18 protein-coding genes are annotated in these 16,979 nt (G+C 38.4%); 8 read left to right on the top strand and 10 right to left on the bottom strand.

What is annotated here, in order from left to right:
* Positions 1-86 precede the first annotated feature (86 nt).
* Positions 87-818 (top strand): biotin--[acetyl-CoA-carboxylase] ligase, encoded by a 732-nt coding sequence (locus tag U735_RS0116440; RefSeq protein WP_031444871.1) that lies wholly within the window; start codon positions 87-89, stop codon positions 816-818.
* A 28-nt stretch (positions 819-846) separates the two neighbouring features.
* On the opposite strand, the gene U735_RS0116435 is transcribed toward U735_RS0116440, so the two are convergent.
* Positions 847-1,239, bottom strand: a complete 393-nt coding sequence (locus U735_RS0116435) for a hypothetical protein (RefSeq protein ID WP_031444870.1) — start codon at positions 1,237-1,239, stop codon at positions 847-849.
* 3 nt (positions 1,240-1,242) lie between these two features.
* Positions 1,243-1,884 (bottom strand): orotate phosphoribosyltransferase, encoded by a 642-nt coding sequence (gene pyrE, locus U735_RS0116430; RefSeq protein ID WP_031444869.1) that lies wholly within the window; start codon positions 1,882-1,884, stop codon positions 1,243-1,245.
* A 7-nt stretch (positions 1,885-1,891) separates the two neighbouring features.
* Between pyrE and U735_RS0116425 the strand changes: the two genes are divergently transcribed.
* Positions 1,892-2,479 (top strand): NUDIX hydrolase, encoded by a 588-nt coding sequence (locus tag U735_RS0116425; protein ID WP_031444868.1) that lies wholly within the window; start codon positions 1,892-1,894, stop codon positions 2,477-2,479.
* 4 nt (positions 2,480-2,483) lie between these two features.
* Here U735_RS0116425 and U735_RS0116420 read toward each other — a convergent pair whose 3' ends face one another.
* The 5 genes from U735_RS0116420 to U735_RS0116400 form a co-directional block, all read right to left on the bottom strand.
* Positions 2,484-4,229, bottom strand: coding sequence for a M14 family metallopeptidase (locus U735_RS0116420; protein ID WP_031444867.1), 1,746 nt, complete (start codon positions 4,227-4,229; stop codon positions 2,484-2,486).
* A 141-nt stretch (positions 4,230-4,370) separates the two neighbouring features.
* On the bottom strand, positions 4,371-4,781 hold the full coding sequence (locus U735_RS0116415) for a response regulator transcription factor (protein ID WP_031444866.1): 411 nt from the start codon (positions 4,779-4,781) through the stop codon (positions 4,371-4,373).
* Positions 4,768-6,618, bottom strand: coding sequence for a PAS domain-containing sensor histidine kinase (locus U735_RS25060; RefSeq protein WP_083260652.1), 1,851 nt, complete (start codon positions 6,616-6,618; stop codon positions 4,768-4,770). Before U735_RS25060 ends, U735_RS0116415 begins: the two co-directional genes overlap by 14 nt.
* A gap of 227 nt (positions 6,619-6,845) precedes the next feature.
* A complete protein-coding gene (gene coaD, locus U735_RS0116405; RefSeq protein ID WP_031444864.1) occupies positions 6,846-7,307 on the bottom strand; it encodes a pantetheine-phosphate adenylyltransferase in 462 nt (153 codons plus the stop codon).
* 103 nt (positions 7,308-7,410) lie between these two features.
* Entirely contained in the window at positions 7,411-8,394 is a 984-nt protein-coding gene (locus U735_RS0116400; protein ID WP_031444863.1) for a D-alanine--D-alanine ligase, read from the bottom strand.
* Positions 8,395-8,591: 197 nt separating this feature from the next.
* Between U735_RS0116400 and U735_RS0116395 the strand changes: the two genes are divergently transcribed.
* From U735_RS0116395 to U735_RS0116380, 4 genes are all read left to right on the top strand, one after another.
* Positions 8,592-9,179, top strand: coding sequence for a PASTA domain-containing protein (locus tag U735_RS0116395; protein ID WP_031444862.1), 588 nt, complete (start codon positions 8,592-8,594; stop codon positions 9,177-9,179).
* Between the two features lie 2 nt (positions 9,180-9,181).
* Positions 9,182-10,213, top strand: coding sequence for an RluA family pseudouridine synthase (locus tag U735_RS0116390; protein WP_031444861.1), 1,032 nt, complete (start codon positions 9,182-9,184; stop codon positions 10,211-10,213).
* Between the two features lie 102 nt (positions 10,214-10,315).
* Positions 10,316-11,077, top strand: coding sequence for a peroxide stress protein YaaA (yaaA, locus tag U735_RS0116385; protein ID WP_031444860.1), 762 nt, complete (start codon positions 10,316-10,318; stop codon positions 11,075-11,077).
* Between the two features lie 60 nt (positions 11,078-11,137).
* The gene (locus tag U735_RS0116380) at positions 11,138-11,500 is read left to right on the top strand and encodes a hypothetical protein (protein ID WP_031444859.1); all 363 of its coding nucleotides are present in this window, start codon (positions 11,138-11,140) and stop codon (positions 11,498-11,500) included.
* A 19-nt stretch (positions 11,501-11,519) separates the two neighbouring features.
* Here the strand turns inward: U735_RS0116380 and U735_RS25355 are convergent, their stop codons facing one another.
* The gene (locus U735_RS25355) at positions 11,520-11,648 is read right to left on the bottom strand and encodes a 30S ribosomal protein THX (RefSeq protein WP_069858977.1); all 129 of its coding nucleotides are present in this window, start codon (positions 11,646-11,648) and stop codon (positions 11,520-11,522) included.
* A 209-nt stretch (positions 11,649-11,857) separates the two neighbouring features.
* Here U735_RS25355 and U735_RS0116370 point away from each other — a divergent pair, with 209 nt between their 5' ends.
* The gene (locus U735_RS0116370) at positions 11,858-15,310 is read left to right on the top strand and encodes a pyruvate carboxylase (RefSeq protein ID WP_031444858.1); all 3,453 of its coding nucleotides are present in this window, start codon (positions 11,858-11,860) and stop codon (positions 15,308-15,310) included.
* Between the two features lie 129 nt (positions 15,311-15,439).
* Positions 15,440-16,147: a uracil-DNA glycosylase family protein gene (locus U735_RS0116365; protein WP_031444857.1), complete on the top strand. Its 708-nt coding sequence runs from the start codon at positions 15,440-15,442 to the stop codon at positions 16,145-16,147.
* A 45-nt stretch (positions 16,148-16,192) separates the two neighbouring features.
* Here the strand turns inward: U735_RS0116365 and U735_RS25785 are convergent, their stop codons facing one another.
* Positions 16,193-16,336 carry a hypothetical protein gene (locus U735_RS25785; RefSeq protein WP_180994009.1) on the bottom strand — a complete coding sequence of 48 codons (144 nt, stop codon included), beginning with the start codon at positions 16,334-16,336 and terminating at the stop codon, positions 16,193-16,195.
* Between the two features lie 95 nt (positions 16,337-16,431).
* Positions 16,432-16,833: a hypothetical protein gene (locus U735_RS0116355; RefSeq protein WP_031444856.1), complete on the bottom strand. Its 402-nt coding sequence runs from the start codon at positions 16,831-16,833 to the stop codon at positions 16,432-16,434.
* Between the last annotated feature and the right edge of the window lie 146 nt (positions 16,834-16,979).

Genomic DNA, 16,979 nt, shown 5'->3' with positions numbered 1-16,979 from the left:
TTTTAAATTTTTACAAAGTTATTATTTTTTTGTTTTTTTAACTATTGTTTTTAACAATACATTATATAATAATCATAAGATTGTAAATGCAATTAATCAAACTTAGTGCCACGGACTCAACAAACGCCTATTTAAAAGATTTGTTGTTCCATAATGAGATCGAGGATTTTACGGCTGTGATGGCCCATACTCAACTAAAGGGGCGTGGGCAAATGGGGACAAATTGGATTTCGGAGCCAGGTAAGAACTTGACCTTTAGTGTTTTAGTGAAATCTTTAGAGAGTCCGGTCTCCGAACAGTTTCTTTTGAATATTTATGTTTCACTGGCAATTTATAACACTCTAACCCAACTTCATGTTCCTGATTTAAAGATTAAATGGCCTAACGACATTATGTCAGGACATTCCAAAATTTGTGGAATTCTCATCGAAAATATTTTGTCCGGACAACATATTCAGGCGTCCATAGTCGGAATTGGATTAAATGTAAATCAATTAACCTTCAATAACCTTCCCAATGTGTCCTCCCTAAAGCTGCTTTTGGGAAGAACAATGGATCTTGACGAACTGCTATTGAACATTGTTGTAAATTTAAAAAGCTTGTTGGCCGAGAAGGGAAAATTGGACAAGGAAGAGCTTTTTAAACGTTACGAGACGGCACTTTTTAGAAAGGATAAGCCGTCTACCTTTAAAAATCAGAACGATGAGATGTTTATGGGATTTATAAAGGGTGTTTCCAGTGCAGGAAAACTTAAGATTTTAATGGAGGACGATATAATGAAGGAATTCAGCCTAAAAGAGGTGCAGTTGCTGTATTGAGCATTGGATCCAAAAAAGGTGATTAATGTTATATTTTGGAAAGATTCTCGGAAAGTGTACCTATAAAATTATTGATCGGCGATTTTATCATCATGGCCATCATAGCATTGAATTCCCCTTCAAAACTTAGGGTAACCTCACATTCTTGCTCATTTATTGAAGCAATATCGGCAGTCAGGGTAAAGGGTAATTTATCACTTGCTGCACCCAAAATCAATTGCGAATGAGGTGTCTGCTGTTTTTTTTGCAATACAATTTCAGGCATTCCTTTAAGCGCAAACAAAAATCTATTTTCATTAATAAGCTCAAACTTACTAATGTTTTCGGGCATTAAAGTTTCAAAATTCTTCACATCGTTCAGAAAATCAAAAACTTCTTTACTGCTTTTATTGACTTTTTTCTTGGGAGTTTCTAAATACATAATTTAAGATTGCCAGGTAGAGGGGCTGCTTTTCCACTCTAGTAAAGTTTTTAATTGATTCTCTTTAATATAATTGGTGTCCGAGGCTTGTTGAATTAAATAATCGTAGTTGCTCAAGGTATGTAAATCCAAGCCGTATTTCTTAAAGTTTTCATTGGCCACATCAAATCCATAGGTAAAAATGGCCAGCATTCCCTTTACATGTGCACCATTGCTTTTTAAAGCGTCCACGGCATTTAGACTACTTTTTCCGGTGCTGATAAGGTCTTCAATAACAACTACACTCTGATTGGCCTCCAAACGACCTTCTATTTGGTTTTGACGACCGTGGGATTTGGCTTCGGGCCGTACATATATAAATGGTAGTCCCAAATACTCGGCTACCAGCATCCCGATCCCAATGGCCCCTGTGGCCACTCCTGCTATCACATCCGGCTTCCCGTACAGGCTTTCTACCTGTTTTGCCATTTGTTCCCGTACATAATTCCTAATGCTTGGATACGAGAGGATTATCCTATTATCGCAATAAATTGGAGATTTCCACCCTGAAGCCCATGTAAAAGGATTTTCAGGTTTCAACTTAATTGCATTAATTTGCAGCAGAAGCTCTGCAGTTTTTTTGGCGGTGTCTTTGTCTAAAACCATGACGCAAATGTATAAAGTTTTTGTTAATGAGTCACCTCTGATTTTAACAAATAAATTATCAGATACGGCAAATAATAAATATTTTTTGTTGAACGGGTCCGCTATTAATGAGGCAATAGACTCCTTGGCCAGCAAAAAACTTAATGAAGCTTTTATTTATCACCCCAACAATGAGGAAATATTAAAGAAATTTTCTAAAAAAATACCTTTGGTCGTGGCTGCCGGCGGAGTGGTAACCAACAAGGAGGGGAAAGTACTTTTTATTTACCGTAACGATAAATGGGACCTTCCAAAAGGGAAATTGGACAAAGGAGAGACCATTGAGGAATGTGCATTGCGCGAAGTGGAAGAGGAGACAGGGGTAAAGGGGTTGAAAATTGAGAATTTTCTAAGGACAACCTATCACCTTTTTAAGAGGAATGGGAATTATAAATTAAAGGAGGTACATTGGTTTGCCATGAAGACCAATTACAAAGGAAATTTAGTGGGCGAAGCCTCTGAGGGAATTGTAAAGGTAAAATGGAAAGGCCCCGATAAAATAAAAAAAGCCTTGGATAATTCTTATGCCAATATTAGAATTCTGTTTGAAGATTAAAGGATTATTCTTTTAAAATTCTATAAACTGGATATTGCATATGTTCCTCTTCATAGTATTTGGACTTTTTGTAGATCCAATCCAGTTGGGCGTACCAGTCGCCGGCAAAAGTACTGTCTGTTTCCTTTTTTAAATTGAATTGGTTTTTCATTTCTTGGTTCTCTTTAAGGATCTCCAAGGCAAGGTCTTCGAAAACATAAGGGGAAAAACCTTCCTTTTGTTGTAAAATTGCATCAAAGAAATTCCAATTAAAGAAAGAGTCCGTGGCCTCTGGTTCCAAGGTCTCCAACAAATAGCGCAAACCTTTCTGATTGGTTGGGACCAAGATGTCCCCAGCCGTAAAATTAACTTTTTGATTGCTGCGAAGCACTTTGGTGTTGTAATGTGGGTAGTGCCCTTCAAATGAATTTTCAGCAGTACTGTAGCTATCTATTTTATATGACTCAACCGCTATGGAGGTATCTTCCTTTAAGGTCTTAAAGCTTATTTGGTTTACCGATAGTAAATCTATTATTTTGTCCCATCCTTTCTTTATAATATATGCCTTTGGAATTTCCACCTCGTGAACAGGTTTATAGAAGTTTTGATACTCAACTTCTTTTACAAAAGGTCTATTTCTGTCATATTTTAACCTTGGGAAACCAGTTATTTCGCTGTTAAATTCATCGGCTTCATAACCCTTGAATTCCAGGGTGGTACTTTTGGTGGTATCGATGGCCCATTGCAAGGGGTAGTTTTGTTTCTCTAGGTATACCTCAAAAGCATTCTCCCTTAAATTTTTAATTTTCTTGTAATCCTTCTCAGAAATTTCCAAGATTTTAGTCATTAACGCATAGACGCCCTCTACCCTTTGTTTATATGGTTTAAGCATATGGGTTTCTACCATAAGGCCCAAGGTGTTCCAAAGAGTGGTATAGCCTGTAGAATATCTGGGATAATCCATAAATTGGGAAAAACCTTTTTCGGGTACTTGGTTAAAAACATTTACATAGGGCGTAATGTCCCAATCCGATTCCTTAAGCGAATTTTCAAGTGCAGGAACCATCTCTTCCTGAAGGTAGCTGCCCAATTCCCCTCCCAGTTTATTGTGCTGCGTAAATAGGTGGGTAAGGGTATATTGATAGTCGGCCCCATTACTCACATGGTTGTCAATAAAGATATCCGGTTTTATTAAGTGAAAAATTTTGGCAAAAGTGTGTGCGTTTTTTGAATCTACTTTTATAAAATCGCGATTAAGGTCGTAATTTTTTGCATTGCCCCTAAAACCATAGGATTTTGGGCCATTTTGATTTACCCTAGAAGTAGAATTTCTATTTAAGGCACCACCAACATTGTAGACCGGAATGGTGACCACCACTGTATTTTCGGGGGCTTCCATATTTTTTAGTGCCAAATCCCTAAATAATAGCATTGTTGCATCTATACCATCGCTTTCTCCCGGATGTATGCCATTATTTATAAATAGGATACTCTTATCACGGCCTATTTTTTGAAAATTAAAATCGGCGTCTGGGTTGTAAGTTACAACATGTAAGGGGTTGCCACTATCAGTATTGCCAATGATCTGTATGTTTATTTCGGGAAACTCCTTGGCGAGTTGAATATAGAAGTCTATGATTTGCAGGTACGTGGCGGTTTCCTCTCCGTTACTGCGCTCAAAAACAGTTTTAATGTTTTCAATTTTTCTTTCTTTTTTGGTCTCGCAAGAAATAAGACAAAGCAGTAAAAATAGTCTTACCAGAAGTTTCATGCTACGTTATAATTTGTTTAAAACTCAAAAAAAAAGACTTTGAAGGTCAATTGAAAAACTAGGTAATTAATGGATAATGCTCTTTATCAAAAGAGGTCCAAAATAATCTTCAAGAATTCAAAGTTAGCTAAAACTTGGGTATTAAACGGCAATGGCTGCGGTAATTTTTTCTATGTCCGCCCTTCTAATAGGTTTGCTATTATAAATAATGGTGTGGTGTGTCAATGACATGAAATTTTCGGCCTTGTCCATGTCAAATTGGTCAATGGAAGAGGTAACAATATTAATGTTGACCTTTTTGTTTACGGGTAATTTTATGAACTCTTCCAAAAATTCCCAGCCATCCATTATTGGCATGTTGATGTCCAAAAAAATTAAATCGGGTAGTTCCGATTTTTCGATAATCATTTTCTTTATACGATCAATTGCCATTTGTCCATTTTTGAATTCAAAAATCTCCTCGCAGGTGGCAACAGAAGTTAATATTTTTTTAATTCCGTAGATCGTTATGGTGTCATCATCGACAATGAATATTGAATTAATTTTTGTCATTAAAATATAAATTAAAAGTGCTTCCAATACCTACTTGGCTCGTAGCGCTTATTTTACCGTGCATAGCTTCAATTTGATTTTTGGTAATGTACAGTCCAAGACCTTTTGCGTCCGAATTGCCATGGAAGGTTTTGTACATTCCAAATAACTTGGACCCGTATTTTTTTAGATCCAACCCAATACCGTTGTCTTCAATACTTATAACTGTGTAATTTTGAACATAATTAACGCTTAACTTTATTATGGGGTCAACATCTGGTTTTTTATATTTCAGGGCATTGGTTATGATATTTATCAAAATATTCTTCAGGTAAGCGGGTACTACGTTTATATTAACATCATCCGATACCTCGCTTATTACAGTGGCTTTGGCCTTGTTAAGTTGTGTGTTAACCTGTTTAAGTACAGCGTTTAATTTTTTATTGAAGTTTACTTCTTTCTTTATTATGTTAGACTCGGTATTAATGGCGACAATATCATTTAAATTATGAAGTGTTTCCATAAGGTGTTTGGAAGAGTCCGTTAGCATCTCCATAATTTTATGTCTTTCCATTTCATCTTCCTCGTGGCCCAAGAAATCCAATAGCATGGCAAAATTGGCAGAATGGGACCTTAAATTGTGCGATACAATATGTGCAAAATTAATTAGTTTCTTATTTTGTGAGGAGGTTACGGATATTAGGCTTTTAAGTTCTTTCTGTTTTTGCTTTTGTTCAGAAATGTCCATGCTGATTCCTACAAGTCCGGTTACTTCTCCATTTTCTCCAATTAATGGAATTTTGGAAGTTAGAAAGGTAATAACGGTGCCATCGGGGTTGGTTCGGGTCAATTCCTTGTTCAACATGGGAATTTGTGAAATCATCACTTCAATGTCCTCTTCCCTGAATTTTTGGGCCGTTGCCCTGTCGTACAGGTCAAAATCATCCTTACCAATAATATCGCACTCATTTTCAATTCCAAGAAATTGCAGTTCGGATTTATTTGCCAGCAATTTTTTGGATTGGGTGTCCTTTATATAAATCTGTAAGGGTAGGTTGTTTATAAGTGTTTTTAATAAATGTTCATTGTCTTTGGTCTTTTGTTCTTTCTGAACAAAATCCGTAATGTCCTGGACAATCCCAATGAGTCCCTCGTATTCGCCGTTTTTATATAATGGCTTTCCGGAAACATTCACCCACTTTTCATTGCCCTTGGCGGTAATGATCTGCAATTTTTCGTTCCAAGGAGTTTTTTTCTGGTTCGCAGAATAAATTGCCATAGATATGGTGTTTCTGCTGTAACCGGTCTTATAGAAATTTACAGAGTTGTCTATATTGATTTCAAAATCATTATCGACCTCGAAAATGCGTCTTATCATTTCACAGCATGTAAACCTATCTTTTGATTTTTGGTATTCCCAATTACCTATTTTACCATGCTCCCCGGTTTCCTTTTGTAGGAATTCCAGTTTCTCTATTCTTAATTCGTTTTTTATTCTATCCGTAACATCTTCAGTCTGTACAATTGCCCCAATAATGTTTTCCTGTTCATCATACCAAGGTGTATTTGTCCATTCGAACCACTTTTCTTTATTGCCATTATCCTGATAGGTCTCGATTTCCGACTCTGGAAATTTCCCATCAAAACATGCCAACAAATTGTTGGACCATTTCGTGCTAGCATTACCGAACAGTTCATAAATAGTTTTTCCTATATAGTCCTTGCCTTGGAAACCAAAATCTTCGGCCCACTTATCCGACGCGAGTACAACCTTAAATTCCTTATTGATAAAGGCAGTTGATTTTGGCAACTGTTTTATCAGGAATTGGTTTGTTACGATGGGGGTATTCATAATCATCTGTCGCATTTTCCTACAATAGTAGTCCGATTATTTAATACAGCGAATAGATTGTTGTGAATTGGACAAAATTAGTTGTGTAACGGTAATATGAAGAAATTTCAAGTCATTTTTGATTGTATTTAAGACTGTAGAAACCATAAATATCTAGTCCTCTGACAGAGGAAATTATATGATTTTGCCATATTTGCCCTTGGTTTCTTGGAGGATAATGGCAAGGGTTTATTTTATTTAGTCCTAACCGAATCAGGTACCAAGCCGGAGTAGTCACCTCCGTTTCTAATGACATCCCTAACAATGGAGGAACTAATGTAGGATTTGCCGGAAGAGGTCAGCAGGAAAACGGTTTCTATTTCGGAAAGCTTACGGTTGGTATGGGCTATTGCCTTTTCAAATTCAAAATCCCCTGGATTTCTAAGGCCTCTTAGTATAAAGCCTGCATTAACTTTTTTGCAAAAGTCAACCGTTAGTCCCTGATAGGTTAAAACGGTTATTTGTGGTTCATCCTTAAATGCATCGGAAATAAATCTTTTGCGCTCCTCGAGAGTGAACATGTATTTTTTATCGGTATTTACCCCTATGGCAATGATTAGTTCATCAAAAAGGGTTATTCCCCTTTTAATAATATCATAATGGCCTAAGGTTAAAGGGTCAAAAGAACCTGGAAAAATAGCACGTCTTTTCTTCATTTTTCAAAATTAAAGTTGTCAATCTCCATAGGCTTAACAAGTAGCCGGAAACTAATAGTTAACTAAAATACCCATTATATGGTAAGCGGGTATGGTATTAAAATTAATTCTTTTCTTCCAAAGCTTCCCAAATGGCACTTTCAAATAGTTCAGAAAGGGAAATACCAGCTATTTTTGCTTGCTGGGGCAAAATACTTTCTGTAGTAAGGCCAGGTGTAGTATTCATTTCCAGCATAAAAGGTTCATCATTTACAAAAATGAATTCACTTCTTGAAAAACCCTTCATTTTTAACACTTCATAGGCTTTTTGTGCTATTTGGTTCACTTTTCGTTCCTGTTCCTTAGTTATTCTTGCCGGTGTTATTTCTTGGGATTTACCTTCGTATTTGGCCTCATAATCAAAAAAATCGTTTTCCGATACAATTTCAGTAATCGGCAACACCTTGGTCTCTCCTTTGTATTTGATAACCCCTACCGAAACCTCGGTTCCGTTTAAAAAAGATTCTATAAGTATTTCATTGTCCTCCTTAAAGGCATTTTCAATGGCCTTGGGTAATTCTTCCTTTTTGTAGACTTTGGAAATGCCAAAACTGCTTCCGGCCTTATTGGCCTTTACAAAACAGGGCAATCCTACTTTTGCTATTATCCCATCTTCGTCAATTGGGTCCCCCAAATTAATATAATATGAAGGTGCCGATTTTATGCCATATGGCTTCAGAACACTCAGCAGGTCACGTTTGTTGAACGTCAAAGAGGCTTGGTAGTAATCGCAGGCAGTTTGCGGGATCCCGATCAGTTCAAAATAGGCCTGCATTAGTCCATCCTCCCCGGGTGAACCGTGAATTGCATTGAATACGCAATCGAATTTTATAGTTTCGGCGGCTAGGTTAACGGTAAAATCATGCCTGTTCACAGGGTATTCCTTTTGATCAGCGTCAACATAGACCCATTTGTTCTTGAAAATATGTATTCTGTAGGCGTTGAATTTTTCCTTGTCCAAATAATCGCATACTACACCTCCACTAATTAAGGAAATCTTGTACTCGCTGGAGTAGCCGCCCATTATAATCGCAATATTTTTTTTCATTCGATAGAAATAATTTTTTTAAAATGCCAATACCAAGTAATAAGAGTTATTGCCTGCAATTGAGCTGTAAAATAGCCATAATTAATCAGGCTTATTTTAAAGCTATCTGACAGCTAAAAGCAATAATCAAATAACATGCATTCAAAGTAAAGAAAAAGCGTCCGGTTTTCTATCTTTGTGGCACAAGAAAATGTACTATGCGAAATTTTTTTAATTTTTTAACGAGTAAATCTTTTTTGATTCAGTTGGTGCTGGCATTAGTGGTTTCTGTTTTGTTGGTAGTTGGTGCAATGCAGTATTTAAAGGCCACTACCAATCACGGTAAGTTTGTGGAGGTTCCCGATCTATCAAAATTGTCGGTGACGGAAATGAGGTCGATTATTGATCAATCACAGCTTAGATATGAAGTGTTGGATTCCGCCAACTACAATCCAACATATCCTCGGTTTTCCATTATAGACCAAACTCCGCGGGCCGGTAGCAAGGTTAAGGAGAACAGGAAAATTTACATTACCGTTAATCCATCCGGATATAAAAAAGTCACCATACCCAATATTATCCAAGTTACCCAAAGAAATGCGAGCTCTATGCTAAAGGCAGTGGGCTTGGAGGTAGAAAGGGTTACCTATGTGGACGAATTGGGAAAGGATATGGTCTACAATATTAAGTATAAAGGAAAATATATTGTCCCAGGTGACAAGCTGCCAAAAACCTCAAAGATAGAGTTGATATGCGGCAACGGTAATATTACCTCAAGAGCAGAAGTAAAGGCAGAGTCCGAATAATTATGGAAGTACAGGATGATTTTGAATTAAATGAGGAGGAACTTTTTGAGCATCATAGTTTTAAGGCTTCCAAAGGTCAGGATCCTTTAAGGATAGATAAGTTTTTAATGAATTTCATTGAAAACGCAACACGAAATAAAATCCAGCAGGCCGCCAGGGATGGAAATGTCTGGGTAAACGGGGCAGCGGTAAAACAAAATTACAAGGTAAAGGCAGGTGACCATATCCGGGTCATGTTTGCGCATCCACCCCATGAAAATTTACTTACACCAGAGAATATACCTTTGGATATTGTCTATGAGGATGATGTTCTTTTGGTCGTGAACAAACCAGCCGGGATGGTGGTCCATCCCGGGCATGGAAATTATTCAGGTACCTTGATCAACGCCCTGATCTATCATTTTGACAATTTGCCTAAGAACAGTGATGAACGTCCGGGACTGGTACATAGAATTGATAAGGATACCTCGGGCCTCTTGGTAGTGGCAAAAACGGAAGCTGCAATGACGCATCTGGCCAAGCAGTTTTTTGAAAAGTCCAGCGAACGCGAATATATAGCATTGGTCTGGGGCAATGTGGAAGAAGAGGAGGGAACCATTGAGGGGCACATTGGCCGCAATCCTAAAAACAGATTGCAGATGCATGTTTTTCCGGACGGGGAGCAAGGCAAGGAAGCGGTTACCCACTACAAGGTTCTTGAACGCTTTGGATATGTAACACTACTTTCCTGTACCCTGGAAACGGGTAGAACGCATCAGATAAGGGTTCATTTAAGGCATATTGGCCATACCTTGTTCAACGATGAGCGGTATGGTGGGGAAAAAGTTTTAAAGGGGACCACTTTTACAAAATATAAGCAATTTGTAGATAACGCCTTTAAAATTTTACCTAGACAGGCTCTGCATGCAAAGACCTTGGGGTTTGTACATCCCGTTTCAGGTGAATTTATGAGGTTCGACTCCGAGGTTCCAGAGGACATGGCCAATTGCATTGAAAAATGGAAGCAATACGCCAAGCATAGTCAAGCAGAATAGGTTTCGTTTATACCGATATTGATAACAAGATTTTAAAGGCTTAGGTAATTTAATGTTCAGCCATTATTTTTGGTCTAATTCTTTAAAAAGATCCCAACAAGTATGAAAATAGTAATATCACCTGCAAAATCTTTGGATTTTGAAAGTAAATTGCCCACCAAGGAATTCTCGCAACCCTATTTTTTAAAGGAGGCCGAACAGCTGAACAAGGTTCTGGCCAAGAAAAAGCCCAAGGCCTTATCCGAATTAATGGGCATTTCGGCCAATCTTGCAGAATTGAATTGGGAAAGGAACCAGCAGTTCTCGGTTCCCTTTACAGCGGAAAATGCCAGGCCGGCGATTTATGCTTTTAACGGTGATGTTTACCAGGGTCTGGATGCCTATACCCTTGCAGCGGATAAATTGGAAAGCCTTCAGGAGAAACTAAGAATATTGTCCGGCTTGTACGGTGTTTTAAAGCCTTTGGATCTAATGCAGCCCTATCGCTTGGAAATGGGGACACAATTAAAGATAGGACGCAAAAAGAATTTATACGAATTTTGGAAAAAGCAGATTACCGATTATCTAAATTCGGAATTGCAGGACAAGGAACTTTTTCTTAATCTGGCAAGCAATGAATATTTTAATGCCGTAGACGAAAAGCAGCTTAAAGTACCTGTAATTACTCCAATATTCAAGGACTGGAAGAATGATAATTTAAAGATTATAAGTTTTTTCGCCAAAAAAGCTAGGGGAACTATGGTGCGTTATATTTTGGATACGGACGCCAAAACCTTAGAGGATGTTAAGGGGTTTAACGGGGATGGCTATCTATACAGTAAGGAACATACCCTAAAGGAAAATCAACCAGTGTTCATCCGATAGAATATTTCCAAAAAAAAAGCGTTATTTTCAAATAAGTCCTACTACTTAATTGAGATTGATATGAAACAATTCGCTTTATTATTTTTGATTGCTACTGTGTTTATTGGTTGTTCGGATAGGGATGACAATCTGGATGGAGTGAACATCAGGATTAAAAATGAAAGCAGTGTTACATTCGATACCGTGCAGGTGGGTAGTGACGAAATGATCCATGAAAATATTGGACCTGAAGAATATTCCGGATATCTGGAATATGAAACAGCTTATTCCTATGCCTATATTAATATAACGGTAGGTGAAGAGAATTACGTTTTTCAGCCTATAGATTTTGTAGGTGAAACACCATTGGAAAATGGATTTTATACCTATGGCCTAAGTATCTCCGAAGAGGGGGTTGTTGTCTTGAATTTTGTTGTGGACTAAGTTTCTATAAAAATCACCCTTATTTTTTCTTGCCCGGACTTATTTTTTCTTCTATAGTAGGTCTTTTTTTAATTTTTCGTTTACGCCTTGTTCCGTAGGTACCGTTAATAATTTTTCCTCTTTTAGATTTTTTATCACCTTTTCCCATTTTGTCTAGTTTTTATCTTTTTTAAAGTTAAAATATTAATATCTTATTGGCAAGTTTCAAATAGAAACACAATGGACCCATAATTTGGATTTGTAACAAATTTCCTAAAAGATTTACTTTTAACATATTGGCGACCTAACCCTAATATGCTAAGTTTGTAGAATTGTGAAATTATGTTAAATATTGAGTAATTCTAAAAACGTAATAGGTTGAAAATAAAAAAGGTATTAGTAGCAAATAGGGGCGAGATTGCCATACGTATATTTAGGGCATGTGTAGAAATAGGAATTAAGACGGTAGGGGTATATACTTACGAAGACCGTTATTCCCTACATCGTTATAAGGCCGATGAAAGTTATCAGATAGGGGAGGACAATGAGCCCTTAAAGCCCTATTTGGATATGGACGCCCTTATCAAGGTTGCTAAGGACAATAATGTGGATGCCATACACCCCGGATATGGTTTCCTGTCCGAGAATGCCAAATTCGCCCAAAAATGTGATGACAACGGTATTATTTTCGTTGGCCCAAAGGTATCGGTCCTAAAGGCTTTGGGGGATAAGATAACTGCCAAGGATGTTGCTGTTGCCAATAATATACCAATCATAAGAAGTAGTGATAAGGATTTGACCGATATAGATATCGCTCTAACCGAAGCTAAAGAGATAGGTTATCCCTTAATGTTAAAAGCTGCTTCAGGTGGTGGCGGACGTGGAATGAGGGTGATCCGTACCGAGGATGAACTTAAAAAAGGTTTTCCGGAAGCAAAAAGGGAATCCCTTAATGCTTTTGGTGATGATACGGTTTTCCTGGAAAAATTTGTGGAAAACCCCAAGCATATAGAAATTCAGATCGTAGCAGATACCCATGGCAATATAGTACACTTGTATGAACGTGATTGTTCTGTACAACGCCGTTACCAGAAGGTTATAGAGTTTGCTCCTTCCATTGGCCTGCCTCAGGAAACTAAGGATAACCTATATAAGTACGCCATAGATATTTGTAGGGCCGTAGACTATAATAATATAGGAACGGTAGAATTTTTGGTAGATGATGATGGTAGTATTTATTTTATTGAAGTAAACCCAAGGATCCAGGTAGAGCATACGGTGACCGAAATGATCACCAATATCGACCTGGTCAAGGCACAACTCTTTATAGCTGGAGGGTATAAACTATCTGATAAACAAATTAAGATCCAAGATCAAGCTTCTGTGATAGTTACGGGCTATGCGCTGCAATGTAGGATAACCACCGAGGATCCGGGCAACGATTTCAAACCTGATTATGGTGTAGTTACCACTTACAGAAGTGCCTCCGGTTTGGGGATTAGGCTGGATGCCGGTAGTATTTATCAGGGGGTGGCCATATCGCCATTTTTCGATTCCATGCTGGTCAAGGTATCTGCTATCAGTAGAACTTTGGACGGATCCTGTAGAAAAATGCGGAGGGCGCTGGCAGAATTTCGTATCCGTGGTGTCAAGACCAACATGGCCTTCCTGGACAACATTCTAAAGCATCCTACCTTTAGGGAAGGCAAGGTCACCGTAAATTTTATTAAGAACGAACCGGAACTCTTCAAGTTTGTGGAACCAAGGAACCGTGCCAATAAATTGGTCGAGTTTCTGGGAGAAATTATTGTTAACGGGAATCCTGATGTGAAGAAGTTGGATAAGGATCATGTTTTTTCCAAACCAAAAGTACCTTCTTTCGCTAAGTTCGAAGGTTACCCAAAGGGTACAAAGGACCTACTAACGGAATTGGGACCGGAACAATTTGCACAGTGGCTTAAGAATGAAAAAAAGGTTCATTTTACGGATACTACCATGCGCGATGCCCATCAAAGTTTGTTGGCCACGCGTATGCGAACAGTGGATATGTTGAAAGTGGCCGAGGGTTATGCCAAGAACCACCCGGAAATTTTTAGTATGGAAGTCTGGGGAGGTGCCACATTTGATGTCTGCCTTAGATTTTTACAGGAAAATCCTTGGGAGCGTTTGGAACTATTGCGTAAGGCCATGCCCAATGTATTGTTACAGATGTTGATAAGGGGCTCCAATGGTGTGGGTTATACTGCTTACCCCGATAATTTGATAGAGCGGTTTGTAGAGGAATCATATAAGTCCGGAGTAGATGTTTTTCGAATATTTGATTCGCTCAACTGGATGAAATCCCTTGCCCCATGTATTGAGTATGTACGTACCAAAACCGGGGGTCTGGCCGAAGGCTCCATTTGTTATACAGGGGATATTTTGGATCCTTCCAAAACAAAGTACGACCTTAAATATTATGTGCAATTGGCCAAGGATATTGAAAATGCGGGGGCACATATTTTGGGAGTTAAGGATATGGCAGGATTGTTAAAGCCTTATGCCGCTTATGAGTTGATTTCCGCCTTAAAATCGGAAATTAATATCCCTATACATCTACATACCCACGATACCTCCTCTACCCAATCGGCAATGTACCTAAAGGCTATAGAGGCCGGGGTGGATGTGGTGGATGTTGCCTTGGGCGGATTGTCCGGGCTTACTTCCCAGCCCAACTTTAATTCGGTGGTAGAGATGTTGCGTTTTAACGAACGCCAGAATAATTTGAATACTGAAAAATTGGCCGAATATTCCAATTATTGGGAAACGGTCCGTAGCTACTATTATACCTTTGAGTCTGGATTAAAGTCGGGTACTGGAGAGGTATACAGTCATGAAATACCTGGCGGACAGTATTCCAACCTTAAAGGGCAGGCCATAGCTTTGGGATTGGAGGATAAATTTCCCGAGGTTACCAAGATGTATAGTGAAGTAAATAAACTGTTTGGCGATATTGTAAAAGTAACCCCTAGTTCCAAAGTAGTAGGGGACATGGCACAATATATGATCAGTAACGGACTTACGGCGGAGGATGTTCTGGAAAGAGGGGACAGTATTTCATTTCCCCAATCTGTAATCGGGTTCTTTAAGGGGGAATTGGGACAACCCGTTGGAGGTTTCCCTGCTAAGCTTCAGAAAATTGTTCTGAAGGATGAAAAACCGTTTACGGATAGACCCAATGCACATTTGGAACCTATAGATTTTGATAAGGAATTTAATGCCTTCAAAAGAAAATTCAGTTCAGGAATGGGGCGTGAGCTACTTATAACCGATTTCCTTTCCTATAAATTATACCCAAAAGTTTTCACGGACGCCTATAATCATCATGTAAAATACGGCAATGTGGTTAATATCCCGACCAAGAATTTCTTTTATGGGATGGAAATTGGGGAAGAGATTATTGTGGAGTTGGACAGGGGTAAAAACATACTTGTTTCCCTTATGCTCAAGGGCGAGCCGGATGAAGCTGGTAACGTTAGCATATACTTTAAGGTAAACGGACAATTGCGAAATGTAATCATAAAGGATAAATCCGTTAAAGTGGACAAGGTTGAAAATGTTAAGGCGGATACTTCCGATCCTAAGCAGATAGGTGCCCCATTGCAGGGGTTGTTGTCCAGTGTTTTGGTGAAGAAAAACCAGGAAGTGAAAAAGAACCAGCCCTTATTTGTTATAGAAGCCATGAAAATGGAAACAACGGTTACTGCCACGGAAGAGGGTATTGTTGATAGGGTACAACTTAATGGAGGTTCCCTAGTGAATTCCGAGGATTTGGTCGTGGTATTAAAATAAATAGCAAAGCTTAATTAATATTGTAGTTGCAGGGAATTTGCCGATTGTTGGGCCTATCCCTGCAACTTTTTGTTTTGTCTGTTTACCTTTGTAGGCGCAAAGCCATTTATATTCATGAATACTTACAATATGTTCTTGCATACACATCCCTACGAACCCTTTTTATTTCAGGATGCCACCAAGCTCATCGTTGGGACCCTGCCACCTCCCAGATTTACCTTTGGTGATTTAAAGGAGGGGGATGTAAATTTTTGTTACGGCAGTCGGGATGGCCAATTGTGGCCCATTTTAGATCGAATTTTTGAGCTCAATTTAGATTTTGAAACTACAGAAAAAGCCATTAGGCAGCGCATGGATTTTCTTAAAGAGCGAAAAGTAGGGATTTGCGATATAGTACAAAGTGCAGAACGTTCCAAGATCGATGCTTCGGACTTGGGGATGGAAAACATTTTATTGAGGGATATGTTGGGTTATATTAAACGATACCCCAAAGTGGATACCTTGCTGTTTACAGGGGGAAATAGTAAAAATGGTCCAGAGTATTTTTTCAGAAAATATCTCAAGGAACATGGAATAAGCCTGGAACCGGTTTCCAATGAGGTACCCCGTGTACATCAATTCGTTCTTCCGTGTGCCAATTTGGAAACTTCGTCCAAAACTATAGTAAAGTCAAGGATCAAAAAGGAGAGAATTATTAAAACAGTGTCCCTGACCGCACCTTCCGGAGCGGCCAACAGGGCCGTTGGAAGCTTGGAGAAGTACAAAAGGATGAAAGACGAAAACCCTGAATTCAACACAATCGATTTCAGGGTTTTACAGTATAAAGAATTTTTCTAAGAGTATTCCAACATGTTTTAGTTCATGGAACTACTCAGCTATATATTAATGCTTGTTCTGTTGATCCTTTATAGTGTCTTTTTCAATGTCGAATTCATTTGTGTCGACATTGGTATTCCCGGTAGGATTGGTGGGATTTGATTGTTCTACTTTTCTTTTAAACTTTCTCTTATCATTTATAATTCCCATTCTTATTAAGTTTTAAGGTTCATACCCAACTTAATAAAACTATCCCTGAAATACCGTTAATGCCTTATTAAACCTTTGTTAGGGAATGTTAAGGCTCAAAGTTTAATTCTTAAGGTAAGCGTTGGATGCGCTTTTGTTGAAACCAAGTTGTCTCCGGATAAATAAATAGGCTTATAGTCAAATGTAATGGACATGGCTGTCTTCTTATTTTTGCCGGCACTTATGAAATAGGGAATACTGGCTAAACTGGTAAAAAATCCGACCGTGCCGATAACGCCTGCTATGTCCGTGGTACTATCGGATCCACTATCCCAGCTGGGATCAAATATAGCGAATCCTCCAGCAGCCATTGCCGTTCCTCCACCTAGTAAAATCCAAGCGGCAGTTTTTTGTTTTTTACTCTTCTGTAAAAAATAATCCTTGGAAAATTCTTTAGTCTGTCCCACCAAAACGGAACTGACAAGTAGTAATGCAAGAAGTAAGCGAATTGTTTTCATGACATTTATATTAATGACAATTTAGATATTCATCTTATTCAGGGGGCAACTACTTTTTTAAGGTATTCAAGGAGCGGATAATCAATGGTTTGCTATACTAAAGGTAGATGTTAAATTTGGATATTCATCCTATCGGCAGTTAATTA

This window comes from Arenibacter algicola (genome assembly GCF_000733925.1).
Lineage (GTDB): Bacteria > Bacteroidota > Bacteroidia > Flavobacteriales > Flavobacteriaceae > Arenibacter > Arenibacter algicola.
Note: the sequence above shows the minus strand (reverse complement) of the source record. Positions and strands in the feature narration are given on the sequence as shown.